General features: G+C 71.7%; 22 protein-coding genes. 11 read left to right on the plus strand and 11 right to left on the minus strand.

Going from position 1 to position 25,567, the window contains the following annotated elements; translation table 11 throughout:
• Positions 1–10: 10 nt before the first annotated feature.
• The 4 genes from V5E28_RS03250 to V5E28_RS03265 all read right to left on the minus strand — a co-directional run bounded on the left by V5E28_RS03250 (position 11) and on the right by V5E28_RS03265 (position 4,641).
• Entirely contained in the window at positions 11–820 is an 810-nt protein-coding gene (locus V5E28_RS03250) for a DegV family protein (RefSeq protein WP_336204791.1), read from the minus strand.
• 13 nt (positions 821–833) lie between these two features.
• Positions 834–2,042 (minus strand): imidazolonepropionase, encoded by a 1,209-nt coding sequence (gene hutI, locus V5E28_RS03255; protein ID WP_336204792.1) that lies wholly within the window; start codon positions 2,040–2,042, stop codon positions 834–836.
• A 413-nt stretch (positions 2,043–2,455) separates the two neighbouring features.
• Entirely contained in the window at positions 2,456–3,877 is a 1,422-nt protein-coding gene (hflX, locus tag V5E28_RS03260; protein WP_442945755.1) for a GTPase HflX, read from the minus strand.
• Positions 3,878–3,951: 74 nt separating this feature from the next.
• A complete protein-coding gene (locus V5E28_RS03265) occupies positions 3,952–4,641 on the minus strand; it encodes a DUF4097 family beta strand repeat-containing protein (RefSeq protein ID WP_336204793.1) in 690 nt (229 codons plus the stop codon).
• 157 nt (positions 4,642–4,798) lie between these two features.
• On the opposite strand from V5E28_RS03265, the gene aceB reads away from it, so the two are divergent.
• The 5 genes from aceB to V5E28_RS03290 are packed head-to-tail and all read left to right on the plus strand — an operon-like array spanning position 4,799 to position 11,057.
• A complete protein-coding gene (gene aceB, locus V5E28_RS03270; protein ID WP_336204794.1) occupies positions 4,799–6,376 on the plus strand; it encodes a malate synthase A in 1,578 nt (525 codons plus the stop codon).
• A gap of 47 nt (positions 6,377–6,423) precedes the next feature.
• Complete coding sequence (locus tag V5E28_RS03275; RefSeq protein WP_336204795.1) at positions 6,424–7,863, plus strand: FAD-linked oxidase C-terminal domain-containing protein; 1,440 nt, start codon at positions 6,424–6,426, stop codon at positions 7,861–7,863.
• Entirely contained in the window at positions 7,863–9,104 is a 1,242-nt protein-coding gene (locus V5E28_RS03280; protein ID WP_336204797.1) for an FAD-binding oxidoreductase, read from the plus strand. The genes V5E28_RS03275 and V5E28_RS03280 overlap by 1 nt, the downstream gene beginning before the upstream one ends.
• A 1-nt stretch (position 9,105) precedes the next feature.
• Entirely contained in the window at positions 9,106–10,308 is a 1,203-nt protein-coding gene (locus tag V5E28_RS03285) for a (Fe-S)-binding protein (protein ID WP_336204798.1), read from the plus strand.
• Between the two features lie 2 nt (positions 10,309–10,310).
• Entirely contained in the window at positions 10,311–11,057 is a 747-nt protein-coding gene (locus V5E28_RS03290; RefSeq protein WP_442945761.1) for an IclR family transcriptional regulator, read from the plus strand.
• Here V5E28_RS03290 and V5E28_RS03295 read toward each other — a convergent pair.
• Positions 11,032–11,766 (minus strand): VOC family protein, encoded by a 735-nt coding sequence (locus V5E28_RS03295; protein ID WP_336204800.1) that lies wholly within the window; start codon positions 11,764–11,766, stop codon positions 11,032–11,034. The genes V5E28_RS03290 and V5E28_RS03295 overlap by 26 nt on opposite strands.
• Before the next feature lie 44 nt (positions 11,767–11,810).
• On the opposite strand from V5E28_RS03295, the gene V5E28_RS03300 reads away from it, so the two are divergent.
• Genes V5E28_RS03300 through V5E28_RS03310 form a run of 3 tightly spaced genes read left to right on the plus strand, consistent with a single transcriptional unit; the run spans position 11,811 to position 14,738 of the window.
• A complete protein-coding gene (locus V5E28_RS03300) occupies positions 11,811–12,548 on the plus strand; it encodes an IclR family transcriptional regulator (RefSeq protein ID WP_336204801.1) in 738 nt (245 codons plus the stop codon).
• A gap of 3 nt (positions 12,549–12,551) precedes the next feature.
• The gene (locus V5E28_RS03305; RefSeq protein ID WP_336204802.1) at positions 12,552–12,764 is read left to right on the plus strand and encodes a DUF2277 domain-containing protein; all 213 of its coding nucleotides are present in this window, start codon (positions 12,552–12,554) and stop codon (positions 12,762–12,764) included.
• 60 nt (positions 12,765–12,824) lie between these two features.
• The gene (locus V5E28_RS03310; protein ID WP_336204803.1) at positions 12,825–14,738 is read left to right on the plus strand and encodes a hypothetical protein; all 1,914 of its coding nucleotides are present in this window, start codon (positions 12,825–12,827) and stop codon (positions 14,736–14,738) included.
• On the opposite strand, the gene V5E28_RS03315 is transcribed toward V5E28_RS03310, so the two are convergent.
• Positions 14,722–15,237 carry a hypothetical protein gene (locus V5E28_RS03315; protein ID WP_336204804.1) on the minus strand — a complete coding sequence of 172 codons (516 nt, stop codon included), beginning with the start codon at positions 15,235–15,237 and terminating at the stop codon, positions 14,722–14,724. The genes V5E28_RS03310 and V5E28_RS03315 overlap by 17 nt on opposite strands.
• Before the next feature lie 93 nt (positions 15,238–15,330).
• On the opposite strand from V5E28_RS03315, the gene V5E28_RS03320 reads away from it, so the two are divergent.
• From V5E28_RS03320 to V5E28_RS03330, 3 genes are read left to right on the plus strand one after another with little or no spacing between them, the layout of a single operon-like run.
• Positions 15,331–16,008 carry a response regulator transcription factor gene (locus V5E28_RS03320; protein ID WP_336204805.1) on the plus strand — a complete coding sequence of 226 codons (678 nt, stop codon included), beginning with the start codon at positions 15,331–15,333 and terminating at the stop codon, positions 16,006–16,008.
• The gene (locus V5E28_RS03325) at positions 16,005–17,237 is read left to right on the plus strand and encodes a sensor histidine kinase (RefSeq protein WP_336204806.1); all 1,233 of its coding nucleotides are present in this window, start codon (positions 16,005–16,007) and stop codon (positions 17,235–17,237) included. Before V5E28_RS03320 ends, V5E28_RS03325 begins: the two co-directional genes overlap by 4 nt.
• A gap of 35 nt (positions 17,238–17,272) precedes the next feature.
• Complete coding sequence (locus V5E28_RS03330) at positions 17,273–17,680, plus strand: PepSY domain-containing protein (RefSeq protein WP_336204807.1); 408 nt, start codon at positions 17,273–17,275, stop codon at positions 17,678–17,680.
• A gap of 2 nt (positions 17,681–17,682) precedes the next feature.
• On the opposite strand, the gene V5E28_RS03335 is transcribed toward V5E28_RS03330, so the two are convergent.
• The 5 genes from V5E28_RS03335 to V5E28_RS03355 are packed head-to-tail and all read right to left on the minus strand — an operon-like array spanning position 17,683 to position 25,458.
• Positions 17,683–18,357 carry an HNH endonuclease family protein gene (locus tag V5E28_RS03335; RefSeq protein ID WP_336204808.1) on the minus strand — a complete coding sequence of 225 codons (675 nt, stop codon included), beginning with the start codon at positions 18,355–18,357 and terminating at the stop codon, positions 17,683–17,685.
• A 60-nt stretch (positions 18,358–18,417) separates the two neighbouring features.
• Positions 18,418–21,582 (minus strand): 2Fe-2S iron-sulfur cluster-binding protein, encoded by a 3,165-nt coding sequence (locus V5E28_RS03340; protein ID WP_336204809.1) that lies wholly within the window; start codon positions 21,580–21,582, stop codon positions 18,418–18,420.
• Positions 21,579–21,839: a sarcosine oxidase subunit delta gene (locus tag V5E28_RS03345; protein ID WP_336204810.1), complete on the minus strand. Its 261-nt coding sequence runs from the start codon at positions 21,837–21,839 to the stop codon at positions 21,579–21,581. Before V5E28_RS03345 ends, V5E28_RS03340 begins: the two co-directional genes overlap by 4 nt.
• Complete coding sequence (locus V5E28_RS03350) at positions 21,839–23,041, minus strand: sarcosine oxidase subunit beta family protein (RefSeq protein WP_336204811.1); 1,203 nt, start codon at positions 23,039–23,041, stop codon at positions 21,839–21,841. Before V5E28_RS03350 ends, V5E28_RS03345 begins: the two co-directional genes overlap by 1 nt.
• Positions 23,038–25,458: a GcvT family protein gene (locus V5E28_RS03355; protein ID WP_336204812.1), complete on the minus strand. Its 2,421-nt coding sequence runs from the start codon at positions 25,456–25,458 to the stop codon at positions 23,038–23,040. Before V5E28_RS03355 ends, V5E28_RS03350 begins: the two co-directional genes overlap by 4 nt.
• Positions 25,459–25,567 lie beyond the last annotated feature (109 nt).

Here is a 25,567-nt window from a genome sequence, read left to right on the forward strand (position 1 = left end):
TGGACAACGGTCAGTCGGCCGAGGTGACCGTCAACCCGAGCATGCCCGGCCCCACATGCACCCCGATCACCGCGCCCACCTCGACGACCCGGGAGCGGACCAGCCCAGGAAGCCGCTTGGCCAGGCGCTCGGCCAGGGAGGCCGCACGGTCCGGCGCCGCCAGGTGCTGGACCGCGATCTCGACGGCCCGGTCTCCGGCCGCGCGTACCGCCAGATCCTCCAGGTGAGCGATGGCGCGGCTCGCCGTGCGGACCTTCTCCAGCAGCGAGATGCGGCCGTCCACCAGGTGCAGCAGTGGCTTGATCATGAGGGCGGACCCGACCAGCGAGGCCGCCGTCCCGATGCGCCCGCCTCTGCGGATGTACTCCAGGGAGTCGACGTAGAAGAACGTGCGGGTCTGCGCGGCGCGCTCCCTGGCCACCGCCGCGACCGACTCCAGGGTGCCGCCCGCCGCCGCCGCGCGGGCCGCGGCCAGGACCGGATAACCGAGGCCCATCGCTATGGAGCGGCTGTCGATCACCTCGACCGGGACGGGCGCCTCCTTGGCGGCCACCCGGGCGGACTCGACCGTACCGGAGAGCTCCCCCGACAGGTGGATGGAGACGACGCCCGCCGCACCGGCTGCGGCGAGCTCTGCGTAGCAGGCCGCGAAGCGGGCGGGGGCGGGGCGCGAAGTGCTCGCTAACGCGAAATCTCCCGAAAAATCCCACTCATCGCAGGATTCATCCCCATAGATCACTTGTACGGGAACAGACCTGACGCCAGGCACATCGGTCAGGTATGCGGTCGAGTCCGTGACTACGGCGACTGCTGGCGGCATGGACCGTTATCAGCTACTGAACCGGGGTCCCACCCCGCCAGACCCTGCGCGGCTGGAGGCCGAAGGACCAGGCGAAGGCGCCCTCATGGTCGGCGTCCCACTGGACGATGTCGGCCAGACGGCCGGGAGCCAGGACGCCCCGGTCGGGAGCGCCGAGGACGGTGGCGCCACCGAGCGTGGCGGCGCGCAGGGCGTCGTTGACGCTCATGCCGAACGCCGACACGGCCATCGCGATGACCAGCGACATCGAGGTGATGCCGCAGTAGCCGGGGTTGTGGTCGCTGCCGAGCGCGATCTGCACACCGTGCTTGATCATCTGACGGACGGGCGGCAGGTTGCCGCGCTGGAGCGCGGTCGCCGGGCAGACCACGGCGGGCACGCCGTAGCGGGACATGATCGCGATGTCCTCTTCGGACATGTGGTGCAGCCCGTCGGCGGAGGCGCAGCCGAGCTCGGCGGCGAGCTGGACGGCGCCGCGGCGGCTGAACAGGCCCGCGTGAATGCGCGGCAGCAGGCCGACGTTGCGCCCCGAGGCGAGCACCCAGCGGGACTCCTCGGTGGTGAAGTGGCCCTCGTCGCAGTAGACGTCGACGCTGTCGGCGCCGGCCGCCGCCGCGTCGGCGCACCAGGCGCCCACGGCCTCGACGTACTCACGCTGGCGGCCGAAGTATTCGGGAGGCACGACGTGCGCCGCGAGGAAGGTGACGTGCACCCGCGGCATCATCGGCTCCTTCTCCAGCTCGCGCAGGAGCCGCACGTCGGCGAGCTCGCCGTCGCGGGTGAGGTGGTAGCCGGTCTTGGCCTCGACGGTGGTGGTGCCGGCGAGCAGCCAGTCGCGAAGGCGCTCGCGCACGCCGTTGCAGAGCGTCCAGGGGTCGGTGCCGCGCGTCACGGTGACGGTGGAGCCCACGCCGCCGCCCGCGGCGGTGATCGACGCGGAGGTGGAGCCGCCGGTGCGGATCGCCAGCTCGGCGTAGCGGTTTCCGGCGTAGACGGGATGGGTGTGGGCGTCGATGAGCCCGGGCGTGACGAGCGCGCCGCCGAGGTTCTCGACATGGTCGACGTCGACGATGTCGTCGACGACGCCTGGAACGCTCTGCGGCAGGTCGGGCGCCCGCCCCACCCATGCGATGCGGTCGTTGTGCACGAGGATGGCCGCGTTGCTGAGGACCTCGTTACCGGTCCAGAGGCGGCCGATGTTGGTCAGGAGCCGAACGGTCACCGCATCACCGCCCCGCGCTTGAGCAGCACGCAGCGCACGGCTTGTGCCGCGCCCACTGAGTCCGCTCCGGGTCCGGACGACATGGGGGGTCTCCTGCTCTCATCCGCGAAAAGCTGTGCGGTGACCGTATCGCCAGACTCATGATCCGGCGATTTCAGTTCAGTTACGTTATTTCACAGGTGCGCTCGCTGTACAGGGTTATTCGGAAGAAAGCCCACTGATCCCAACCGTCACCCTGCCCCACCTTCACCCACAGGCCCCCGCGTGTGTCCTGGATCGCAGGAGCCGTCATCTGAAACCCGTGCCATTAAGTCGTAAGGCTTGGCTAATCCTAGCAATCCCAGCCTTGCGGGACCACTGTCGCCTTTGGGCAGCCCTGCGCCATTTAGCGCGAGAGCTGCCCTGCCGTGCCGCTAAGACACGCGTTCGACCGGCTTGCCCACCCGCTCCAGCTCCTGGTAGAGGCTGGGCAGCACGCGGGCGTGAAGGATCGTGCCGTCGCCGACGTGGGTCACCGAGAGGACCTCGCCCTCCTTGTGCGCCCGAGAGATCAGATCGCCCCTGTCGTACGGGATCAGCAGGGAGATCTCGTGGTCCAACTGGGGCAGCCGGCGCTCGATGAGGGCCATCAGCTCGCCGATCCCGGCGCCCGTGCGGGCGGAGACCACGATGTTGTCGCGCTCGCGCCTGGCGATGCGGTCGAGCACCTCCTGGTCGGCGGCGTCGGCCTTGTTGATCACCACGATCTCGGGCACGTCGCCGGCGCCGTCGATGGTGGCGAAGACCTCACGCACGGCGGCGAGCTGGCCTTCGGGGTCGGGATGCGAGCCGTCGACCACGTGCAGGATCAGGTCGGCGTCGGCGACCTCCTCCAGCGTGGACCTGAACGCCTCGACCAGCTGCGTGGGCAGGTGACGCACGAAACCGACGGTGTCGGCGATCGTGAACAGCCTGCCTTCGGGCGTGCGCGCGCGGCGCACGGTCGGGTCGAGGGTGGCGAACAGCGCGTCCTCCACCAGCACACCCGCACCGGTGATCCGGTTGAGCAGCGAGGACTTGCCCGCGTTGGTGTACCCGGCGATGGCCACGGCGGGCACCTCGCGCCGCTGGCGCCGGTGCCGCATGGTCTCGCGGGAGGTCGACATGCCGCCGATCTGGCGGCGGAGCTTGGCCATCCGCTCGCGGATGCGGCGGCGGTCCAGCTCGATCTTGGTCTCACCGGGGCCACGGCCACCGATGCCGACGCCGCCCGCGGCGCGACCGCCGACCTGGCGGGACAGGTTGCCGCCCCAGCCACGCAGGCGCGGCAGAAGGTACTGCAACTGGGCCAGCTCGACCTGGGCCTTGCCCTCGCGGCTCTTGGCGTGCTGGGCGAAGATGTCGAGGATCAGGGCGGTGCGGTCGATGACCTTCACCTTGACCGTCTCCTCGAGCTGGCGGAGCTGGCCGGGGCTCAGCTCGCCGTCGCAGATCACGGTGTCTGCGCCGGTCGCCTCGACCACGTCACGCAGCTCCAGCGCCTTGCCGGAGCCGATGTAGGTGGCGGGGTCGGGGAACTTGCGGCGCTGGATGAGGCCTTCGAGGACCTGGGAGCCTGCGGTCTCGGCCAGGAGCCTGAGCTCCTGGAGCGAGTTTTCTGCGTCGGTGACGGTCCCGGAGGTCCACACGCCGACCAGGACGACTCGCTCGAGCCGCAGCTGCCGGTATTCGACCTCGGAGACATCCTGGAGTTCGGTGGAGAGGCCCGCCACGCGGCGCAGCGCCTGGCGCTCCTCGAGGTCCATGTCACCGGTCTCGAACTCGTCGAGCGCGGAGTATTCGTGCATTCGTGTCATCTCTAATAGGCAACGTCTGGACACCTCGGTGTCTTCCCCGATGGTGGCACGACATCCCAGAAGTAATCACCTGGTTATCCCGGCATCACGCTCACATCGCCCGAACCGGCGGTGAGGGACACCTTGCGCGGGGAGTTCGGGTCGTTCTTGACCGACACGGTGGCGTCGCCGGAGCCCACCTCGGTCTTGACGTTGTAGGCGCCGTCGGGAACGCGCAGGGTCACGTTGCCGGACCCGGCCTCCAGCTCGGCGCTGTCGGGGGCGGTGGCGTACTTGAGCTCGATGTTGCCCGACCCCACCTCGGCGAGGACGGTCTTGCCGGCCAGGTCCGAGGCGTCCACGTCGCCCGAGCCCGCGGTGACGTTGAGCGGGCCGGTCAGGGACCTGAGCGTGACGTCGCCCGAGCCGGTTTCGGCGTCGACCTGGAGCCCCTTGGGGATCTCGATCTTGTAGTTGACGCTGCAGCTGCCCCAGGACCGCTCACAGTCGTAGCGGACGAACAAGGTGTCCCCGTCGACCGAGTGCTCGGCCTTGGGCTTGGTGTCGCGCCACTGGAGCGTCTCGACCACGCGGATGGCGTTGCCGCCGGTCTCCGTGATCACGGTGTCGCCGGCCTCGCTCTTGACGCGCAGCTTGGCCACCTTGTCGGTCACCTCGTAGCTGACGGTGTCCTGGTTGGTGGGGCCGCCGATGGCGGCCAGACCGCAGCCTGACAGCAGTGCGGCGGAGGCGAGGAGCCCGCCCGCGATCACGATCGTCTTCATGTCTCAATGATTGCCCGGATAGGCGCCCGCGCACATCGGGGATGCCCCCGAACGGACACCCCGGGTTACCCCCGTCTTTGACCCGTGGCGCCCGGATGGCGTAACTTCGCTTCCATAATCCAGAATTTGTTTTCCATTCAGCGGAAAAGGAGGACTAGTGGAGATCACCGGCCCGATGCTCGACCGGTTCGACCAGATCCTCACGCCGGAGGCGCTCGACTTCGTGGCGGCTCTGCAGCGGGAGTTCGGCGCCAGGCGGCTGGAGCTGCTCGACGCCCGCCAGGCGAAGCAGGCGGAGCTGTCGGCGGGCGGCACGCTGGACTTCCTGCCGGAGACCAAGCAGGTCAGGGAGGCCGAGTGGAGCGTCACGCCGCCGGCCCCAGGCCTGGAGGACCGCCGCGTCGAGATCACCGGCCCGGTGGACCGCAAGATGACCATCAACGCGCTCAACTCCGGCGCCAAGGTGTGGCTGGCCGACTTCGAGGACGCCAACTCCCCCGTGTGGGCGAACTGCGTCAGCGGTCACCTCAACCTCCGCGACGCGCTCGACCGGACGATCGACTTCGAGAGCGGAGGCAAGACCTACGCGCTCAAGCCCGACGCCGAGCTGGCCACGATCGTGGTCCGGCCGCGCGGCTGGCACCTGGACGAGAAGCACGCCCTGGTCGACGGACAGCCGGTGTCGGCCTCTCTGTTCGACTTCGCCCTCTACTTCTTCCACTGCGCCCAGCGGCAGCTCGACAGGGGCAGCGGTCCCTACTTCTATCTGCCGAAGGTGGAGTCGCACCTGGAGGCGCGCCTGTGGAACGAGGTGTTCGTGCGCGCCCAGGAGCTGCTCGGCATCCCGCAGGGCACGATCAGGGCGACCGTCCTCATCGAGACCTACCCGGCCGCGTTCGAGATGGAGGAGATCCTTTACGAGCTCCGCGAGCACTCGGCGGGGCTGAACGCGGGCCGCTGGGACTACCTGTTCAGCGTGATCAAGAAGTTCCGCACCCGGGGCAGGGAGTTCCTGCTGCCGGAGCGCAACGCGGTGACGATGACCGCGCCGTTCATGCGCGCCTACACCGAGCTGCTGGTGCGTACGTGTCACAAGCGCGGCGCGCACGCGATCGGCGGGATGGCGGCGTTCATCCCGTCCCGCCGCGACCCGGAGGTGAACGCGGTCGCCCTGGAGAAGGTCCGCGCCGACAAGACCCGCGAGTCGGGTGACGGCTTCGACGGTTCCTGGGTGGCCCACCCCGACCTGGTGCCGATCTGCCGCGAGGTGTTCGACGGCGTGCTCGGCACCCGGCCCAACCAGCTCGGCCGGCTGCGCGAGGACGTCAGCGTGTCGGCCGCCGACCTGCTGGCCGTCTCCGAGACGCCGGGCGACATCACCGAGGCGGGGCTGCGCAACAACGTCGACGTGGCGCTGCGCTATCTGGCGGCGTGGATGGGCGGGCAGGGCGCGGTCGCGATCCACAACCTCATGGAGGACGCGGCCACGGCCGAGATCTCCCGCTCGCAGATCTGGCAGTGGATCCACAACGACATCACGCTGGCCGACACCGGCGGGCAGGTGACCAAGGAGCTGGTGGAGCGGATCATCGCCGAGGAGGTGTCGAAGATCGCGGCCGAGCCGGGTTACGACGAGGAGCTGTACGCCCAGGCGACGGCGCTGTTCAAGGAGGTGGCGCTGGACGACGACTTCGCCGAGTTCCTGACTCTTCCCGCCTACGCCCGCATGCCATAAGTGTCGCCATATATTTACGGATATAGGGCGAGCATGCGGGAGGCGTCATGCTGGACACGCTGACGGAGGCACTGCGCGACGTGCTGCCCGCCGATTCGGTGATCTCCGACCCGGTGCGGCTGCGTACCTACGAGTGTGACGGCCTCACCTACCACCGCGCCACGCCCGGCGTGGTCGTGCTTGTCGAGACCGCGGAGCAGGTGGCCCGGGTGGTCAGGCTCTGCAACGACTTCGCGGTGCCGTTCGTGGCCCGCGGGTCAGGCACCGGCCTGTCCGGCGGCGCGCTGCCCCGCGAGGACGGCGTGCTCATCGTCACCTCCAGGATGCGCCGCATCCTGGAGGTGGACCTGCCCAACCGCAGGGCCGTGGTGGAGCCCGGTGTGACCAACCTGGCGATCACGCAGGCGGTGCGCGAGCAGGGCTACTACTACGCACCCGACCCCTCCAGCCAGCAGATCTGCTCGATCGGCGGCAACGTGGCGGAGAACTCGGGCGGCGCCCACTGCCTGAAGTACGGCTTCACCGTCAACCACGTCGAGGCGTGCGAGATCGTCACGCCGGACGGCGACCTGGTGACGCTCGACCGCATGGACCCCGGCTACGACCTGCTGGGCGCGTTCGTCGGCTCGGAGGGCACGCTGGGCATCGCCACCAAGGTCACCGTGCGGCTGAGTCGCGCCCCCGAGGCGGTCACCACGGTGCTGGCCGCGTTCGAGAGCATCGAGCAGGGCGGCAGGGCCGTCTCGGCGATCATCGGCGCCGGCATCGTGCCCGCCGCCATCGAGATGATGGACGCCCTGTCCATCGAGGCGGCCGAGGCGGCGGTGGCCTGCGCCTACCCGGCCGGCGCCGGCGCGGTGCTGATCGTGGAGCTGGACGGGCCGGCGGCGGAGGTCGAGCGGCAGTTCGCGCGGCTGGAGGAGATCTGCTCGGGCGCGTTCGAGCTGCGGGTGGCGGCTGATCCGGAGGAGCGGGCGGCGATCTGGAAGGGGCGCAAGTCGGCCTTCGCGGCCGTCGGGCGCATCAGCCCGGCCTACATCGTGCAGGACGGCGTGGTGCCGCGCACCTCGCTGCCCCGGGTGCTGGCCGAGATCGACCGGCTGTCGGCCGAATACGGGATCAAGGTGGCAAACGTGTTCCACGCGGGTGACGGCAACCTGCACCCGCTGGTGCTGTTCGACGACGCCGAGCCGGGAGCCGGCGAACGGGCCGAGGCGGTCTCGGGCGCGATCCTGGACCTGTGCATCGAGCACGGCGGCTCGATCACCGGAGAGCACGGAGTGGGTGTGGACAAGGCGAAGTACATGCCGAGGATGTTCTCCGAGGAGGATCTCGACACCATGCAGCTCGTCCGGTGCGCCTTCGACCCGCGCGGCCTGTCCAACCCGGGCAAGGTGTTCCCCACCCCCCGGCTCTGCGGCGAGGTGCCGGGCGTGCGCAAGGGCGTGCATCCCCTGGTGGAGTCCGGCCGGGCGGAGCAGTTCTGATGCCCGCCCAGGAGGTGGCCCAGGGATGGGCGCGGACCGGCGTGACGGTCAGGGACGCCGGCCCGGACGACGCGGTGTGCGGGGTGAGCCCGCGCTGGGTGGCGCTGCCTGAGACGGTCGAGGAGGTGTCGGCCGTGCTGCGGGTCTGCGCCGAGCACGATCTGGCGGTCGTGCCCGCGGGCGGCGGCACCAAGCTGCACTGGGGTCCCGCACCGGAGCGGTGCGACGTGCTGCTCGACATGTGCTGCCTGAACGAGATCGTCGAGCACGCGGCGGGCGACCTCGTGGTGCGCGTGCAGGCCGGGGTCACGATGGAGGCGCTGTCGGCGGCGCTCGCGGACAAGGGCCAGGAGCTGGCACTGGATCTGCCGTTCGCCGAGGGCACGACGGTCGGCGGCACGCTGGCCGCCGCAGTGGCGGGCCCGCGCGCCTTCCGTTACGGAACGGCCCGCGACCTGCTCATCGGCATCACGGTCGTGCTGGCCGACGGGACGGTCGCCAAGTCCGGCGGCAAGGTGGTCAAGAACGTCGCCGGCTATGACCTGGGCAAGCTCTTCACCGGCTCCTTCGGCACGCTCGGCGTGATCGCCGAGGCCGCCTTCCGGCTGCATCCGCTACCCGCGGACCGCCGCTGGATCGTGGCCGTGGTGGATCCGCCCGACGTGTCCGGGACCGATCCGTGCCGGGCGGAGGAGCTGGCCGCGATGCTGGCGGCCGCCCAGGAGGAGCCCAGCGCCGCGGAGCTCGACTGGCCGCACGGGCAGGGGCCGATCTGGCTGACCGTGCTGGTCGAGGGGACGGCCGCGGACGAGCGGGCGCGGGCTCTGGCCGGGCGGATGGGCGCGGACGTGGTGAAGGACATCAGGGACGAGCCGCCGCCGCAGTGGGGGCTGATCCTCGACGACGATGTGCTGGCCGAGGTCCGATTCGACCCGTCCCGGCTGACGCGGGTGCTGGACGCGGTGCACTACAGCGGGTTCTCGCTGCGCGGGTCGGCGGTCTCCGGCCGGGTCTGGCTGGAGCTGTGGGGCGACCCCGGCGAGGAGAAGGTCACCGAGGCCGTGACGGCGCTGCGCGGCCGGCTGGACGCCGCCGGCGCCCGCATGACCGTGCTGGCCACCCCGTACGAGGGCGTGCAGAGGTGGGGGCCGGTCGGGTCGCTGCCGCTGATGCGGCGGGTGAAGCAGCGCTTCGATCCGGGGCGCAGGATGTCTCCCGGCCGGTTCGTGGGAGGGATCTGACGTGGACCCTGAGCTGATCGACGACTGCGTGCACTGCGGGTTCTGCCTGCCGACGTGCCCGACGTATGTGCTGTGGGGCGAGGAGATGGACTCGCCGCGCGGCCGCATCCACCTGATGCTCCAGCACGTCGAGGGCACGCCTGTGACGCCGGAGATGGCGGGGCACTTCGACGCCTGCCTCGGCTGCATGGCGTGCGTGACCGCCTGCCCGTCCGGGGTGCGCTACGACCGGCTGATCGAGCAGACCAGGGCGGTCGTGGAGCGCGAGCACGAGCGCGATCCGCGGGAGCGGGCGGTGCGCGGGCTGGTGTTCAGCCTGTTCCCCTACCCGCGCAGGCTGCGGCTGCTGCGGCCGGGGATGTGGCTGGCCGAGCGGCTGGCGCCGTTCCTGGAGCGGGTCCACCCGAGCCTGGGGGCGATGGCCGGGCTGGCGCCCCCGGTCCGGCGGCGGCAGCGGATGCCGCGGCTGGTGCGGGCCAGAGGCGAGCGCAGGGCCGTGGTGGGGATGCTCACCGGGTGCGTGCAGGGCGAGTTCTTCCCGCAGGTGAACGCGGCCACGGCGCGGGTGCTCGCGCTGGAGGGCTGCGACGTGGTGATCCCCGCCGGACAGGGCTGCTGCGGCGCGCTGAGCGTGCACTCCGGGCGCGAGGACCAGGCCAGGCGGCTCGCCCGCCGGACGGTCGCGACCTTCCGCAAGGCGGGCGTCGACACGGTGGTGGTGAACGCGGCCGGCTGCGGGTCGTCCATGAAGGAGTACGGCGAGCTGCTCGGCGAGGAGCCCGGATTCCGGGTGCTGGACCTCTCGGAGTTCCTGGCCGAGCTGGGACCGGTGGCCGAGCGGCATCCGCTGCCGCTGACCGTCGCCTACCACGACGCCTGCCACCTGGCCCACGCCCAGGGCGTCCGGGCACAGCCGCGCGAGCTGCTGCGCGGCATACCCGGGCTGGAGCTGCGCGAGGTGCCCGACTCGGCGATCTGCTGCGGCTCGGCGGGCACCTACAACGTCTTCCAGCCGGAGGCGGCCAGGGAGCTGGGCGACAGGAAGGCGAAGTCGGTCGGCTCGACCGGCGCCGAGCTGCTGGTGTCGGCGAACCCGGGCTGCACGATGCAGATCGTCGCGGCGATGCGGCGCGGCGGCGCCGACATCAGGGTGGCGCACACCGCCGAGGTGCTGGACGCCTCGCTGCGGGGGGTGAGCCTGTGAGCGTGCAGTCGGTCGAGCGGGCACTCGACGTGCTCGAGGCGCTGGCCGAGCACGGCGGCGAGGCGGGCCTCTCGGAGATCGCCGCCCGGACCGGCCTGCCGTTCGGCACGATCCACCGGCTGCTGCAGACGCTGCTGTCGCGCGGTTACGTGCGCCAGGAGTCCGACCGGCGCTACGCGCTGGGCGGCGGCCTGGTGCGGCTCGGTGGCGTCGCCGAGAGCATGGTGGGCGTGTGGGCGCAGCCGTACCTGACCCGGATGGTGGAGCTGTCGGGAGAGACGGCGAACCTGGCGGTGCTCGAAGGCGACTTCGTCGTCTACGTGGCGCAGGTGCCCTCGCCGCGCAGGCTGCGCATGTTCGCAGAGGTCGGCAGGCGGGTGCTGCCGCACAGCACGGCCGTGGGCAAGGTGCTGCTGGCCGGCCGGGCGGCCGGTGTGACGCTGCCGCTGTTCGAGCGGACCGGCATGCCCCGGCGCACCCCCAACACGATCACCGACACCCCGGCCATGATGGCCGAGCTGGAGCGGGTGCGGGCCCGCGGCTACGCCATGGACCTGGGCGAGGAGGAGCTGGGCGTGCACTGCCTGGCCGTGCCGGTGCACGACGGGGACCGGGTGGTGGCCGCCATGTCGGTGTCGGGCCCGGCCGAGCGGATCGACGCGCTGGACCTCGACGAGCTGGCCGAGGGCATGCGGAGCATCGCGCACGCCTTCGGCGCGGAGCTCAGCCCGGCGGCCGGCGGAGGCTGAGGAAACCGGCCGCCGGATGGGCGACCACGGCGATGCGCCCGAACGGGGAGTCGAACGGCGGCACCGGCACCTCGCCGCCGAGCTCGGTCACCCTGGCGGTCGCGGCGTCCATGTCGGCCACGTCGAAGTAGATCATCCAGTGCGACGGGACGCCTTCCCAGTGCTCGTCCATCCGCAACCGCCCGCAGACCGGCCGGCCGCCTGACTTGTAGACGCTGTAGTCGACGCCGCCGGGCACCTGCTCGCGCTCGTAGCCGAAGAGCGTGGCGTAGAAGGCGTCGGCCGCCTGACCGTCGGGGGAGTTGACCTCGGCCCAGCTCATCGCGCCCGGCTCGTCGCGGACGCCGGCGCCGGCGAACGGGCCCGGCTGGAAGAGGGCGAACCTGGCGCCTCCCGGATCGGTCGCCAGGGCGTAGCCCTCCAGGGGGCCCTCGACGAGCTTGCCGCCCGCGACCTCCAGCCTGCCCATCGCGGCGCCGAGGTCGGAGGTGGCCAGGTAGACCGTCCAGGCGGGCGGCTCGGCGGCCCGCGGGTCGGGCGTGATCGCCGCCACGGGGCGGCCGTCGAGGTGGCACATCGTCCAGCCGCCCTGGTCGCGGCAGTCCCAGCCGAACAACTCGGTGTAGAAACTCTGGGCCGCGGCGGCGTCGCGGGTCAGGAGCTGCGCCCAGCAGGGCTCGCCGTCCGGATAAGAGGTTCTCTCAGCCATGGAGTGAGCGTCTCACAACGCTCCGACAGATATGGTGTTGCGCTATGAGCAACAGCTCGGTTCAGTCGGTCGATCGAGCCATCGCGATCCTGGAGATTCTCGCCCGGGAGGGCGCGACGCGGGTGACCGATCTGGCCACCGAACTCGACGTGCACAAGTCCACGGCCTTCCGGCTCCTGGCCGCTCTGGAGCAGGGCGGGCTGGTCGAGCAGAGCGGCGACCGCGGACGCTACCGGCTCGGGTTCGGCGTGGTGCGGCTGGCTGGCGCGGCCACGGCCCAGCTCGACCTGGCCAAGGAGGGCCGGCCGGTCTGCCTGAGGCTGGCCCGGCAGGTCGGCGAGACCGTCAACATCGCGGTGCCGCAGGACGGCGACGCGGTCAACATCAGCCAGGCGAGAGGCCCGTCCGCGATCAGCGGGCACAACTGGGTCGGCCAGCGCACCCCCTCGCACGCCACCTCCAGCGGCAAGGTGCTGCTGGCGTTCGGCGCGTTGCGGCTGCCCGACGAGCTGGCCCGGTTCACGCCCATGACCATCATCGACGCGCGGCTGCTGGAGCTGGAGGAGATCAGACGACGCGGCTGGGCATGCACGGTGGAGGAGCTGGAGCTGGGACTGAACGCGGTGGCCGCGCCCATCTGGGGCAGCGACGGCTCGGTGGTCGCGGCGGTGAGCGCGTCGGGCCCCTCCTACCGGCTCACCCCCCAGCGGCTGCCCGAGGTGGGCGAGCTGGTGGCCGCCGGCGCACTGGAAATAAGCCAGCGCATCGGCTATTACCGTTGAGGCATGTGCCGAAGCATCAAGACCCTGCGCCCGCCCTACACCGAGGACGTTACCGAGGAGGACGTGCGCGCCGCAGCCCTGCAGTATGTCAGGAAGATCTCCGGGTTCCGGGCGCCCGCCGCGCACAACGCCGAGGCGTTCGACCTGGCCGTGGAGACGATCACCAGGGCTTCCGAGGAACTGCTCGCGGCTCTGAGAGTCCGCGGAGGCCGTTGACACACCCTGTCCTCGGGAGAAGTGTCCCCGGTGTAACCCCACCGACTCCAGGGGGCAATCATGATCAGCGGGCTCTATCAGGGACAGGACGGCGACTCGCGGCTGGAGCTCCGGGTGGACGTCGACGGGACCAGGCCGACCGGGCGGGTCAGCGGCGACCTGTTCGCCACGGCGGGCTCGACGACCACCTACACCGGCTCGTTCGTGGTCCACTCCCCCGCCGTCATGGCCGAGGGCGACCAGGCGCGGGTGGAGGGGCGGGGCGCCTTCACCTTCGAGGCCGCGACGCGGGACGTGCGCGTCACGATCAGCGCCGGGTCCGGCACCGCCGAGGTGGCCGGGCGTACCTATGAGGTGACGTTCGACTCGCCGTACTTCCGCAAGGTCCTGCTGGAGCAGGACTCGGTGGCGGGGGTCCAGCCGTTCGTGTCCTATGACACCGGCTCGCTGCCCGGACCTTCGGGCTCGCGGCGCAGGGAACTGACCGTGGCAGGCGCGTGGGCGGAGGCCGGCGTCGAGCTGACCGTGGGCCGGCCGGGCGTGATCCCCGTGGACGGGTCGGGCGCCGATCTCGCCTGGAACGACGCCGAGCTGCACCACGCGATGACGCAGCAGTTCGGCACGTTCGGCGACGCTCCGGCCTGGCAGGTGTGGCTGCTGGTGGCCAGCAAGCACGTGGGCGGCTACCGCGGCATCATGTTCGACTACAACGACGCCCACCAGCGGCAGGGCTCCGCCGTGTTCAACGACGCGATCAAGGGCGACTCGCCGCAGGAGCAGCGGGCCCAGTTACGGACCTACGTGCACGAGCTCGGGCACGCCTTCAACCTGCTGCACTCCTGGCAGAAGAACCTGGCCACGCCGCCCCAGCCGCTCGGCCCCGGCAGCGGTCTCGGCGACCTGTCCTGGATGAACTACGTGCAGAACTACCGCCCCGGCGGCGAGCCCGGCTACTGGGCGGCCTTCCCCTTCCAGTTCACCGACTCCGAGCTGGTCCACATCCGGCACGGCTTCTTCCGGGACGTCGCCATGGGCGCCAACGCGTTCGGCACCGGCGCCGCCGAGATCGCCCCCTTCGAGCAGCCCGTCGAGGACCACTCGGGACTGGCGCTGGAGCTGCGTGCCAAGGAGTCGTTCGGCTTCGGCGAGCCGGTCGTGGTCGAGCTCAAGCTGTCGTCCGCGGGCGAGCCGCGCAGCACCCACGGCCACCTGCATCCCGACACCGAGTTCACCCAGGTGAGCATCACCCAGCCGAGCGGCAGGACCGTGCTGTACCGGCCGATGATGCGGCACTGCGTGGACCACTCCCCCGAGATCAGGCTCGACAGCGGCAACCCCGCCATGTACCGAAGCGCCTACATCGGGCACGGGCGCGACGGCCACTACTTCCAGCAGCCCGGCGAGTACCGGGTCAGGGCGCAGTACATCGCCGCCGACGGCTCCGTGATCGTCTCTCCGGCCTGCCTGGTACGGGTCCGCTACCCGGTCAGCGACGACGACCACCGGGTGGCCGAGCTCATGCTGGGCGAGGAGCAGGGCAAGCTGTTCTCGCTGCTCGGCTCGGACTCGCCGACGCTGCGCTCGGGCAACCTGGCGCTCGACGAGATGATCGACCGGTACGGCGGCCACCCGCTGGCCGTCTACGCGCGCATGGTCAAGGGGCTCAACGCCGAGCGCGAGTTCAAGGCGCTCACGCCCGGCAAGCGGCTGCGGATCCGGCCGCCGGACCCCAAACAGGGCATCGAGCAGCTCACCGAGGTGGCCCGCGACCCCGGTCTCGACAACATCACGCTCAACATGGTGATGCGCCGCCTGGCCAGGGCGCAGGCGCGTCAGGGCGACCTGCCCAAGGCGAAAGAGGTGATGGACGCGATGGTCGCCACCTTCGCCGCCAAGGGGATCAACCCCGTCGTCATGGGGCAGATCAGGCAGCAGGCGGAGCTGACGAAGGCGGCGCTCAGTTTGGAAGCGTGACCGGCCGGCCGCCGGAGCAGCCGAGCTTCAGCTCCACGTCCTCGCCCTCGTCTGCCTCGAACTCCACGCCCGCCTCGCGGTCGGGGCCCGGCTCGACGCCGTCCACGGAGTAGCCCTGGGCCGGGCTCCACGAGCGCAGCGTCACCAGGTCGCCGGCGCAGGAGGCGATCACCGTGCCGCCAGGCGTGCGGATGAACTCGCCTTCGGGCGCGACAGGCGTGCTCGACGGGGTGGACGCGGACGGGGTGGACGCGGACGGGGTGGACGCGGACGGGGTGGACGCGGACGGGGTGGACGCGGACGGGGTGGACGGCGGCGAGCCTGCCGGGCGGGCGGTGGCGGTGGCGGTGGCGGTGGCGAGCGCGACGCGGGCCTCGTCCTGGGTCATCACCTGGCCGGACGTGCCGGTCAGCGCGCCGCCGACCAGGGCGAGCACCGCCACGGCGGCGCCGGTCGCGGCGATCGCGGTGGCCGCCCAGGCCAGGACGAGTCGCTTCACCCCGTCACCTTCTCCCATGTACGGCTAAGCCCAGGTTAAGACGGGGATAACGGTGCGCGGTGCATCACCGTTTTGCGTCTACGGTTTCCTCATATGGCTGACATCCTGCTCATCGAGGACGACGTGACGATCCGCACCGCGCTGAGCCGAGGGCTGCGGGAGCTCGGCCACGCCGTGTCCTCCTCGCCCACCGCGCTCGACGGGCTGCGGCTGGCCGTGCAGGACCGTCCCGACCTCATCGTGCTCGACCTGGGGCTGCCCGACCTCGACGGCGGCGAGCTGCTGCGGATGCTGCGCGCGGTGAGCAAGGTGCCGGTGATCGTGGCGACCGCCCGCGACGGTGACGCCGAGATGGTGCCGGTGCTGGACGCGGGCGCCGACGACTACGTGGTCAAGCCCTACAGCGCCGCCCAGCTCGACGCGCGGATCAGGGCCGTGCTGCGGCGCGCGGGCGAGACCGCCCCCGAGCCGCTGCGGGTGGGGGCCCTGCACCTCGACCCGCGTGCGCGGGTGGCCGAGCTCGACGGGGTGGAGCTGGATCTGACACCGCGCGAGTTCGACGTGCTGCACTACCTCGCCGCCCGGTCCGGGGAGGTCGTCACCAAGCGCGAGCTGCTGACCGAGGTGTGGCAGCTCCCCTACGGCGGGGCGGACAAGACCGTGGACGTCCACCTGTCCTGGCTGCGCAGGAAACTGGGCGAGACCGCGGCCGAGCCCCGCTACCTGCACACGGTCCGGGGTGTCGGGGTGAAGCTGGTCGGGCCCTCATGAGGCGCTGGCTGGCGTTGCTGGTCGCGGCCACCACCTCGCTGGTGCTGATCGCGCTGCTGGTGCCGATGGCGCTGCTGATCCGCGCCGTGGCGGAGAACGGCGCGATGAGCCGCGCCACCACCGCCGCCGAGTCGGTCGCCGTCACGGTCGGCACGCCCGAGCTGCCGCTGGCGGTGGAGCAGGTGTCGCGGCCGGTGACGGTGTTCCTGCCGGACGGGCGGACGCTCGGCGCGCCGGCCGGCCGCTCCGACGCGGTACGGCTGGCCGCCACCGGCCGCAGCGTCACCGCCGAGGCAGACGACGGCATCGAGGTGCTGGTGTCGGTGCAGTCGCCGGACGGCACCGTGGTGATCAGGGTGTTCGTCGGCGACGAGGAGCTGCTGCGCGGCGTGCGCGAGGCGTGGGCGGCGCTGCTCGCGCTCGGGCTGGCGCTGGTGGTGCTGGGCATCGCGCTGGCCGACCGGCTGGCGCTCGCCGTGACCAGGCCCGTCGACGGTCTGGCGCGCGTCTCGCACCGGCTGGCGGGCGGCGACCTGGAGGCACGGGCAGAGCCCGGCGGGCCGCCGGAGGTGCGCTCGGTGGCGCTGGCGCTCAACCATCTGGCCGGGCGGATCGGCGACCTGCTCGCGGCCGAGCGGGAGTCGGTGGCGGACCTGTCACACCGGCTCCGTACGCCGCTGACGGGCCTCAGGCTGGACGCGGAGTCGCTGCGCGACCCCGAGGAGGCGGCGCGGATCGGCGCTCGCGTGGACGAGCTGGAGAGGGCCGTCAGCGCCGTCATCACCGACGCCCGGCAGCGCTCCGCCCGGCGCGAGACGTGCGACGCGACCACCGTGGTGCGCCAGCGGGTGCGCTTCTGGTCGGTCCTCGCCGAGGACCAGGGGCGCGCGGTCACGGTCACCCTGCCGGAGGAGGAGCTGACGGTGGCGGTCGGCGCCGAGGCGCTCGCCGCCTGCGTGGACGCCCTGCTCGGCAACGTCTTCGCGCACACCCCCGAGGGGGTGTCCTTCTCCGTACGGCTCGCGCCGCATCCTTCGGGGGCCGTGCTGGTGGTCAGCGACGCCGGGCCCGGTTTCGACCCCGCCCTGCTGGAGCGGGGCAGCAGCGCGGCCGGCTCGACCGGGCTCGGCCTGGACATCGCCCGCCGCACCGCCGAGTCGTCGGGAGGCCGGCTGTCGGTGTCGTCGTCGGGCGGCGCCATCGTGGAAGTGGTGTTAACCCGGCCTTAGCCCGCGATTACCGCGGATAGGTGTTCCGTAGGGGCATGCAGATCACTACGAAGATCATCGTTGCCAGCGCCGGCGTCATGGCCCTCGTGGCCGGTGGGTCCGCCGCCTTCGCCGCCGCCAACCAGCCCGCCCCGAAGGTGAGCGCGGAGCAGGCCATCCAGATCGCCCAGAAGGAGGTGCCCGGCTCGTGGGTGCGCGAGGTCGGCTTCGACAAGCGCGGCACGCAGCCGGACGTGTGGGACGTCGAGCTCGTCAAGGGCGACGTGGAGCACGAGCTGGACATCGACGCGGCCACGGGCAAGCTCCTGAAGAAGGAGAGCGAGGCCGCGGAGAGCGACGACGACGCGACGAACTCACAGACCGGCGCGCAGAACCCGCAGGACGGCTCCCAGACCGGCGGCCAGACCGATGACCAGGACGACGACGACCAGGACGACGACTGACGTCAGCAGGAGGACAGGACGCCTTCCATGGCGTCCTTCTCCGCTGAGGTGACCCACAGCTCGTACTTGGCCTTCACGTCGACCTGCCGCGCGATGTACTCGCATCTGTAGGCCTTGCGCGGCGGGAGCCAGGTGGCGGCGTCGGAGTCGCTCTTCTGGCCGTTGAGCGGGCCGTCGACGGCCAGCAGGTTCAGGGGGTCGTTGGCGAACTCCTTGCGCTTGGTCGCCGTCCACTGCTGGGCGCCCTTCTGCCAGGCGTCCGAGAGCGGGATCACGTGGTCGATCTGGACCTTGCTGCTGGTGTCCTGGCCGCGCTCGAACTCGATCCGCCTGCCGCTGAAGGGGTCGTCGAGCATGCCGCTGAGCACGATGCAGTCGTGGGTGCCCGCCTTGAACTTCTCCTCCTTCAGGTCCCTCTTGAGTATGTCGTTGCGGGTGTCGCAGCCGTTGCGGTCCACGTCCGACCAGGCGGGCCCGAACTCGTCGCGGTCGAACCCGGTCTTCGGCGCCCGGCCCTTCACGGCCAGCTTGTCGAGCTTCTTTCGCGCGTCGCCCACGTCCGCGGACTTGCCGGAGTCGGCCTTGCCGGTCTCCGGCCCCAGTTGCGCTTCGAGGTCCCCGCAGCCGGTGAGCATCACCGCTGTCGCCAGCCCCGCCATGACCGTCCGTAACCGCACTGGCACTCCCAGACTAGTGTTCGCAACGTCCAGGTATATCAATGCCCTCTAAGTGGTCATTTACCGCCCGAGTGCGTCAAGCAGCCATTCGGCGAGATACGCGGTGTACGAGGACCGCACGTAGATCCGGTACGCGTCCCCGTCCCGTTCGATGATCACCGGAGCCTTGGCCAGCAGCGTCTGCGCGTGGCCGGTGAACACCGACGGATGCAGGTCGAGGGGGCATCCGGTGATCAGGACGTCGAGGGCGCCGGGACCGGCGAGCTCCAGCACGGTCCGCTGCCCGGACACCTCCACCCATCCTTCACCCGCCGGACCGTCCCGGACCACCAGCCACCAGTCCGGCCCGAGCCTCAGCCCTTCGCCCGGGTCGGCGCCGCGCACCTCCCACATCGGCGTGGCAGGCAGCTCGCGGAGCCGTACGGACTGCGAACCCGCCGCCGCGAAGCCGGCGGCGAAGGCGGCGGCGGGGCTCTCGGCGCGCCCCTCCGGCGCCGTGGACACGATGCCGGCGGCCACGGGCTCTCCGTCGCGCCGGGCGTTCTCGGGGTCGTAGAAGACCGGCTCGACGACCGTCACGGCGACGGTCGCGGTCCCGGACACGGCGGTGAGCCGGTCGCCGGGAGCGACGTCGCGGGCCATGGCCAGCCCGAACGTGCGGCCGAGCGTCGCGCTGGCATAACCGCTGGTCACGTGGCCGAGCATGCGCGCGGGCACCTCCGACTCCCGCAGGAGCTGCGCTCCCTCCGCCAGGCCGGCGTCCGGGTCGTCGGTGAGCAGGCCGACCAGCCTCTTGCGGCCGTCGCGGGCGGTGTCGGGGCGGGAGTGGGAGCGCTTGCCGACGTAGTCCGGCTTGCGCTTGGAGACGATCCACGACATGCCGAGGTCCTGCGGGGTGACGGTGCCGTCGGTCTCCTGGCCGACGATGGCGAACCCCTTCTCGGCGCGGAGCACGTGCATGGTCTCCGTCCCGTACGGCACCGCGCCCAGGTCCAGCACGCCCTCCCAGAGCGACCTGCCGTAATGCCAGGGCACGTTCACCTCGTAGGCCAGCTCGCCGGAGAAGCTGATCCGGAACACCCGCCCGGGGACGCCGAGGACCTCGGTGCCCGCGTACCTCATGAAGGCGAGGTCGAGCGCGCCCGGCGCGACGGCGGCGAGGACGTCCCTGGCCCTGGGGCCGGCGATCGCGACCGTGGCCCAGTGGTCGGTGACGGAGGTGAGCCGCACGTCGAGCTCCGGCCACTCGGTCTGCCGCCACTCCTCCAGCCAGTCGAGCACGGCCGCCGCGTTGCCGGTGGTGGTGGTCATGAGGTAGTGGTCCTCGCCGAGCCTGGTGGTGGTGCCGTCGTCGAAGACCATCCCGTCGGCCGTGCACATCAGGCCGTAGCGGCACGCGCCGACGGCGAGCGTGGAGTACATGTTGGTGTAGATCCGGTCCAGGAAGGCGCCGGCGTCGCGGCCGCGGATGTCGATCTTCCCCAGGGTGGAGGCGTCCATCGCGGCCACCCCGGTGCGGGCCGCGCGGCACTCGCGCAGCACCGCCTCGCGCATGCCCTCGCCGTCGAGCGGGAAGTACCGCGGCCGCTTCCACTGGCCGACGTCCTCGAACACCGCTCCCCTGGCGAGGTGCGCGCCGTGCATGGCGGTCGTCCTGACGGGGTCGGACAGCTCGCCGCGGTCGCGGCCCGCCAGCGTGCCGAAGGCCACCGGGGCGTACGGCGGGCGGAACGTGGTCGTGCCGAGCTGCCCGGGGGTGGCTCCGAGCAGCTCGGCCATCACTCCGGCCACCAGCGCGCCCGAGGTCTTGCCCTGGTCGGCCCCGGTGCCCGCGGTGGTGAAGCGCTTGACGTGCTCGACCGAGCGCATCCCGGTGCCCGCCGCCCTGGCCAGGTCGGCGACGGTGACGTCCCGCTGGAGGTCGACGAAGGCGGTGGCGTCCGGCGACAGCTCGCCCCAGTAGGCGGCGGGCGGGCGGAGGGCGGTCTCGTCGCTGGACGGCACGGCGAAGTCGCCGTCCCGGCCGGCCGCTTCGGCGCCCGCGGCGTAACCGTCCTCGATCGCCTCGCGGGTGCCGTACAGGCCCCGGCAGGCGCCCGCCGACCGCTCGGCCTGCGCCGACGCGCCGGGGACGAACGCCTGGAGGGCGTCGTCGAAGACGACCCTGCCCTGCGACTGGCTGAAGAGGTGGACGGCCGGGTTCCAGCCGCCCGCGACCGCCAGCAGGTCCGCCTCCAGGTGCTGGTCGCCGATCCGGACACCGGTGAGCAGGCCGTCGGCGTCGGACGTGGTGCCGGTGATCGTGCCGGTGATCGTGCCGGTGACGGCGTGACCGGCCGGGGCCTGCGGGCGCGGGTCGACGATGGCGGCGATCACCACTCCCGCCGCCTCCAGGTCGCGGGCCGCCTCGTAGCCGGAGTCCGCGCAGGCGTAGACGACCGCCCGGCCGCCCGGCCGTACGCCGTATCTGTTGACGTAGGCGCGGGCGGCGGAGGCGAGCATGACGCCGGGCCGGTCGTTGCCGGGGAAGGGCAGCGAGCGTTCGTGCGCGCCGGTGGCGAGCACGACGCGGCGCGCGCGCAGGTGCCACAGACGCTCCCCCGCCGCGCGGCGCTCGACGGCCACCAGGTAGTTGTGGTCGTAGTAGCCGATCGCGGTGGTCCTGACCAGCACGCGGACCTCCGGCAGCGCGGCCAGACGGCGCTCGGCCGCGGCGACCCAGTCGAGCGCGGGGGCGCCGTCCAGACGGACGCGGCTGCTCAGCAGGTCGCCGCCGAGCCTGGGCTGGTCGTCCAGCAGGATCACCCGGGCCCCCGACTCCCCCGCGGCCAGCGCCGCCGCCAGCCCGGCCGGGCCGCCTCCGGCCACGAGCACGTCGCAGTGCAGGTAGCCCTTGTCGGCGCGCCGCTCGTCCACGGCGTCCGGGTCCACCCGGCCCTTGCCGCGCAGGCTCCACGCCCGCAGCCCGTCGCGCAGCTCCACGGTGGTGGCGGCGAGCATCGGGTCGGCGCCGACGCGGACCAGGGCGTTCGGCTCCTCGGCGCCGGCGGAGAAGACGCCGCGAGGGCGGCCGAGGTCCACGCTGTGCCCGACCACGCGCACCCCGCCGGCCAGCAGGGCGGAGGCCAGCGTGTCACCCGGATGCCCGTGCAACGGGCGGCCGTCGAAGTGGAACGGGAGCGTGACCGAGCGGTCGATCAGACCGCCCGAAGGCAGGCGGGTCATCGAATCTCCTGGACCGGCGTGCGGATCTCGTGGGTGACCGTGTGCCGCTCGACGGCGAACCAGGTGCGGCAGCCGTGCGCGTGGAACCAGCGCTCGGTGAACCAGCCCTTGGGGTTGTCGCGCATGAACACGTATCCGGCCCACTCGCCGTCGCTCAGCTCGCCCGGCGCGTCGGGGTAGGCGATCCCGGCCTGCCCGCCGTAGCGGAACTCGTTCTCGTCTCGGGGGCCGCAGTGCGGGCAGTCGATGAGCAGCATCAGTGCGCCACCGCCGCCGCGCCGTGCTCGTCGATGAGCGCCCCGGTGGTGAACCTGTCCAGCGCGAAGGGCTCGGCCAGCGGATGCGGCTCGCCGTGCGCGATGGTGTGGGCGTACACCCAGCCGGAGCCGGGAGTGGCCTTGAAGCCGCCGGTGCCCCAGCCCGCGTTGACGTACAGGCCGTCCACGGGCGTCGTGCCGATGATCGGCGAGGCGTCGGGCGAGACGTCGACGACGCCAGCCCAGGTGCGCAGCACCCGTACCCGGCTGAAGAGCGGGAACAGCTCCAGCGCGGCGGCCATCTGGGCCTCGATGACGTGGAAGGCGCCGCGCTGGCCGTAGGAGTTGTAGGAGTCGATGCCCGCGCCCATGACCAGCTCGCCCTTGTGCGCCTGGCTGACGTAGACGTGCACGGCGTTCGACATGACCACGCAGTCGAGCACCGGTTCCAGCAGCTCTGACACCAGCGCCTGCAGCGGGTGCGACTGCAGCGGCAGCCGGATGCCGGCGCGCTCCGCCAGCACGGAGGTGTGCCCGGCCGAGGCGAGCGCGACCTTCCCGGCCGCGATCCTGCCGCGTGAGGTCTTCACCGACAGCACCCGGCCGTTCGCGATCTCGAACCCGGTCACCTCGCAGCCCTGGATCAGGTCGATCCCGTAGGCGTCCGCCTTGCGGGCCAGCGCCCAGGCGACGTGGTCGTGCTTGGCGATGCCGCCGCGCCGCTGCAGGGTGGCGCCCATGACCGGGTAGCGGGCCCGTTCGGAGACGTTGACGATCGGGCAGAACTTCTTGACCTCGTCGGCGTCGAGCCATTCGGCGTCGACGCCGTTGAGCCGGTTGGCGTTGACCCGCCGCCTGCCCTCGCGCACGTCGCCGAGGCTGTGCGCGAGGTTGAGCACGCCGCGCTGGCTGAACTGCAGGTCGTAGTCGAGCTCGTCGCCGAGCCCCTCCCACAGCTTCAGCGAGTGCTCGTAGATGGCGGCGCTCTCGTCCCACAGGTAGTTGGAGCGGATGATCGTGGTGTTGCGGGCCATGTTGCCGCCGGCCAGCCAGCCCTTCTCCAGGACGGCCACGTTCGTGATTCCGTGGTTGCGCGCCAGGTAGTAGGCCGTGGCCAGGCCGTGCCCGCCGCCGCCGACGATGATCACGTCGTAGGCCTGCTTGGGGTCGGGATTGCGCCAGAGGAAGTCGGGGTGGGTCACCGTCGGATCTTCTCCATCTGCGGGTCGTACAGCGGCTCGGCGGCCACCTCGGCGGGAACCTCCCGCCCGAAGTAGGAAATATCCACATGCGTCCCGGGGCCCGCCAGCTCGATCGGCAGCCAGGCGTAGGCGATCGGGCGGTGGATCGTGTGGCCGTAGGCGGCGCTGGTGACGTAGCCGACCGTGCGGCCCAGGTGCCGCACCGGCTCCTTGCCCATGACCACCTCGCCGCTGAGCAGCGGCACCAGCTTGCGGGTGATGTCGGTGGACAGCGCGTCGCGGCCGACGAAGTCCTTGTCCTTCCTGACCGCGAATGCCAGCCCGGCCTCGTACGGATTGTGCTCGGGGGTCATGTCCACGCCCCAGAGCCGGTAGCCCTTCTCCACCCGCAGGCTGGTGAACGCGGCCCGGCCGCCCGCGATCGGCAGCCCGGTCGCCCAGAGCGTGTCCCACAGCTTGAGCCCCAGGTCGGCCGTGGTGTAGAGCTCCCAGCCGAGCTCGCCGACGTACGAGACCCGCATCGCCGTCACCGGCACGTGGCCGACATATCCGGACTTGCAGGTGAAGTAGCGGAAGCCCTCGTGGGACATGTCCATGTCGGTCAGCGGCTGGACCAGCTCCCTGGCCCGCGGCCCCCACACGCCGACGCAACAGGTGCCAGGCGTGAGGTCGCGCACGTACACGCCGCCCGGCGCGTGCCGGGTGATCCAGTCGAGGTCCAGGTTGCCGTTGGCGCCGATCTGGAACCTGTCCTCGGCCAGCCGCGCCACCGTGAGGTCGGACCTGATGCCGCCCTTGGCGTCCAGCAGCAGCGTGTAGGTGACCGAGCCCGGCTTCTTGTCCACGTTGTTGGTGGTCAGGCGCTGCAGGAAAGCAGCCGCCCGCGCCCCGCCGACCTCGATCCGCTTGAGCGGGGTCATGTCGTAGAGCGCCACGCTCTCCCTCGTCGCGTGCGACTCGGCGGCGGCGATCGGCGACCAGTATCGGGCGGCCCACTCGTCGCGCCGCTCCGCCCCCACGAACGCCTCGACGGCCGCCGGCCCGCCCTCCGCCGGCCGTACCAGCTCCTCCAGCAGCGGCGCGTTCGCGTCGAACCAGTGCGGCCGCTCCCACCCCGCCGCCTCCAGGAAGTGCCCGCCCAGCTCGCGCTGGCGCGCGTAGAAGGGGCTGGTACGCAGCGGCCGCGGCGACTCCATCGGCTGCAGCGGATGGATGACGTCGTAGACCTCGACGAAGTTCTGCTTGCCGCGCTCGGTGACGAAGGCGGGGGCGAGCTGGACCGGCTCGAACCGGCTGAGCTCGCACTCGTGCAGATCGACCTGGGAGTGGCCGTCGACCAGCAGCTCGGCCACCGCTCTGGCGACCCCGGCCGAGTGGGTGACCCAGACCGCCTCGGCCACCCAGAACCCGTCGAGCTCCGGCGCCTCCCCGATCAGCGGGAACCCGTCCGGGGTGAAGGAGAAGATCCCGTTGATGCCGTCCTCGTACTTGGACTGCCTGAGCGCGGGCAACAACTCGCCCGCGTCCCACCAGGCGGGGTCGAAGTCCTCCTCGGTGAACTCCTGCACCGACGGCATCGTGGTGCCCCCGGGGCCGATCTCGTGCTGGGCGACCGGCATCGGCCGGTGCGCGTAGGAGCCGACGCCGACGCGGTCGCCGTGATGGCGGAAGTAGAGGTCGCGGTCCTGGTGGCGCAGGATGGGCCCGCTCTTCGACCCGCGCAGCGGCCCCGATCTGGCGTACTGGTGGGCCAGCGGCTGCAGCGGCACGGTCAGCCCCGCCATCGCGCCGATCGTCGGCCCCCAGAACCCGGCGGCGCACACGACCACGTCCGCCTCGATGACGCGGTAGCCGTCCGCGCTCTCCACCTCCACCCCGGTGACCCGGCCGCCCATCTGCTGGACGCCCACCACGGTGTGCCTGGCCAGGAATCTCGCGCCCCGCTCGACGGCTCGCGCGGCCTGCGTCTCGCAGCAGCTCACGGCCGCCGCGAGCCCGTCGGTGGGCACGTGGAACCCGCCGAGCACCCGGTGCCGGTCGAGCAGCGGCCACAGCTCCGCGCACCGCTCGGCGTCGACCAGCTCCCCCTCGACGCCCCAGGACTCGGCCCAGCCGTGCTTGCGGTGCAGGTCGTGCCAGCGCTCCTGGGTGGTGGCCACCTCCAGGCCGCCCACCTGCTCGAAGCAGCCGAGCTCGGTGTACTTGCGCACGGTGTAGGAGGCGAACTCGGTCATGGTCTTCGACGGGTTCGTCTGGAACACCAGCCCCGGAGCGTGCGAGCTCGATCCGCCGGTGGCGAAGAGCGGCCCCCGGTCGACGACGGTGACGTCGGTCCACCCCCGGCCGGTGAGCTCGTCGGCCAGGGCGCAGCCCACGATGCCGGCTCCAATGATCACTGAACGAGGCCGGCTTGTCATGGGCCCTCCGGTTGTTCCTTAATACGCAACACACACCGGACTACGCAACGAACATAAGGCTCCGGCGATCCGCAAACAAGGTCTCCTCTCACTCCGTCTCAGGCGCCGG

Source organism: Nonomuraea sp. LPB2021202275-12-8, assembly GCF_037044575.1.
GTDB lineage: Bacteria > Actinomycetota > Actinomycetes > Streptosporangiales > Streptosporangiaceae > Nonomuraea.

Bases quoted from the DNA above. Each gene is read 5' to 3' on its own strand.
- V5E28_RS03355 (WP_336204812.1), bottom strand. From the start codon at position 25,458: ATGACAAGCCGGCCTCGTTCAGTGATCATTGGAGCCGGCATCGTGGGC.
- V5E28_RS03300 (WP_336204801.1), top strand. From the start codon at position 11,811: ATGAGCAACAGCTCGGTTCAGTCGGTCGATCGAGCCATCGCGATCCTG.
- V5E28_RS03330 (WP_336204807.1), top strand. From the start codon at position 17,273: ATGCAGATCACTACGAAGATCATCGTTGCCAGCGCCGGCGTCATGGCC.
- V5E28_RS03345 (WP_336204810.1), bottom strand. From the start codon at position 21,839: ATGCTGCTCATCGACTGCCCGCACTGCGGCCCCCGAGACGAGAACGAG.
- V5E28_RS03305 (WP_336204802.1), top strand. From the start codon at position 12,552: ATGTGCCGAAGCATCAAGACCCTGCGCCCGCCCTACACCGAGGACGTT.
- V5E28_RS03275 (WP_336204795.1), top strand. From the start codon at position 6,424: ATGCTGGACACGCTGACGGAGGCACTGCGCGACGTGCTGCCCGCCGAT.
- V5E28_RS03280 (WP_336204797.1), top strand. From the start codon at position 7,863: ATGCCCGCCCAGGAGGTGGCCCAGGGATGGGCGCGGACCGGCGTGACG.
- V5E28_RS03265 (WP_336204793.1), bottom strand. From the start codon at position 4,641: ATGAAGACGATCGTGATCGCGGGCGGGCTCCTCGCCTCCGCCGCACTG.
- V5E28_RS03295 (WP_336204800.1), bottom strand. From the start codon at position 11,766: ATGGCTGAGAGAACCTCTTATCCGGACGGCGAGCCCTGCTGGGCGCAG.
- V5E28_RS03320 (WP_336204805.1), top strand. From the start codon at position 15,331: ATGGCTGACATCCTGCTCATCGAGGACGACGTGACGATCCGCACCGCG.
- hflX (WP_442945755.1), bottom strand. From the start codon at position 3,877: ATGACACGAATGCACGAATACTCCGCGCTCGACGAGTTCGAGACCGGT.
- V5E28_RS03250 (WP_336204791.1), bottom strand. From the start codon at position 820: ATGCCGCCAGCAGTCGCCGTAGTCACGGACTCGACCGCATACCTGACC.
- V5E28_RS03340 (WP_336204809.1), bottom strand. From the start codon at position 21,582: ATGACCCGCCTGCCTTCGGGCGGTCTGATCGACCGCTCGGTCACGCTC.
- V5E28_RS03310 (WP_336204803.1), top strand. From the start codon at position 12,825: ATGATCAGCGGGCTCTATCAGGGACAGGACGGCGACTCGCGGCTGGAG.
- V5E28_RS03325 (WP_336204806.1), top strand. From the start codon at position 16,005: ATGAGGCGCTGGCTGGCGTTGCTGGTCGCGGCCACCACCTCGCTGGTG.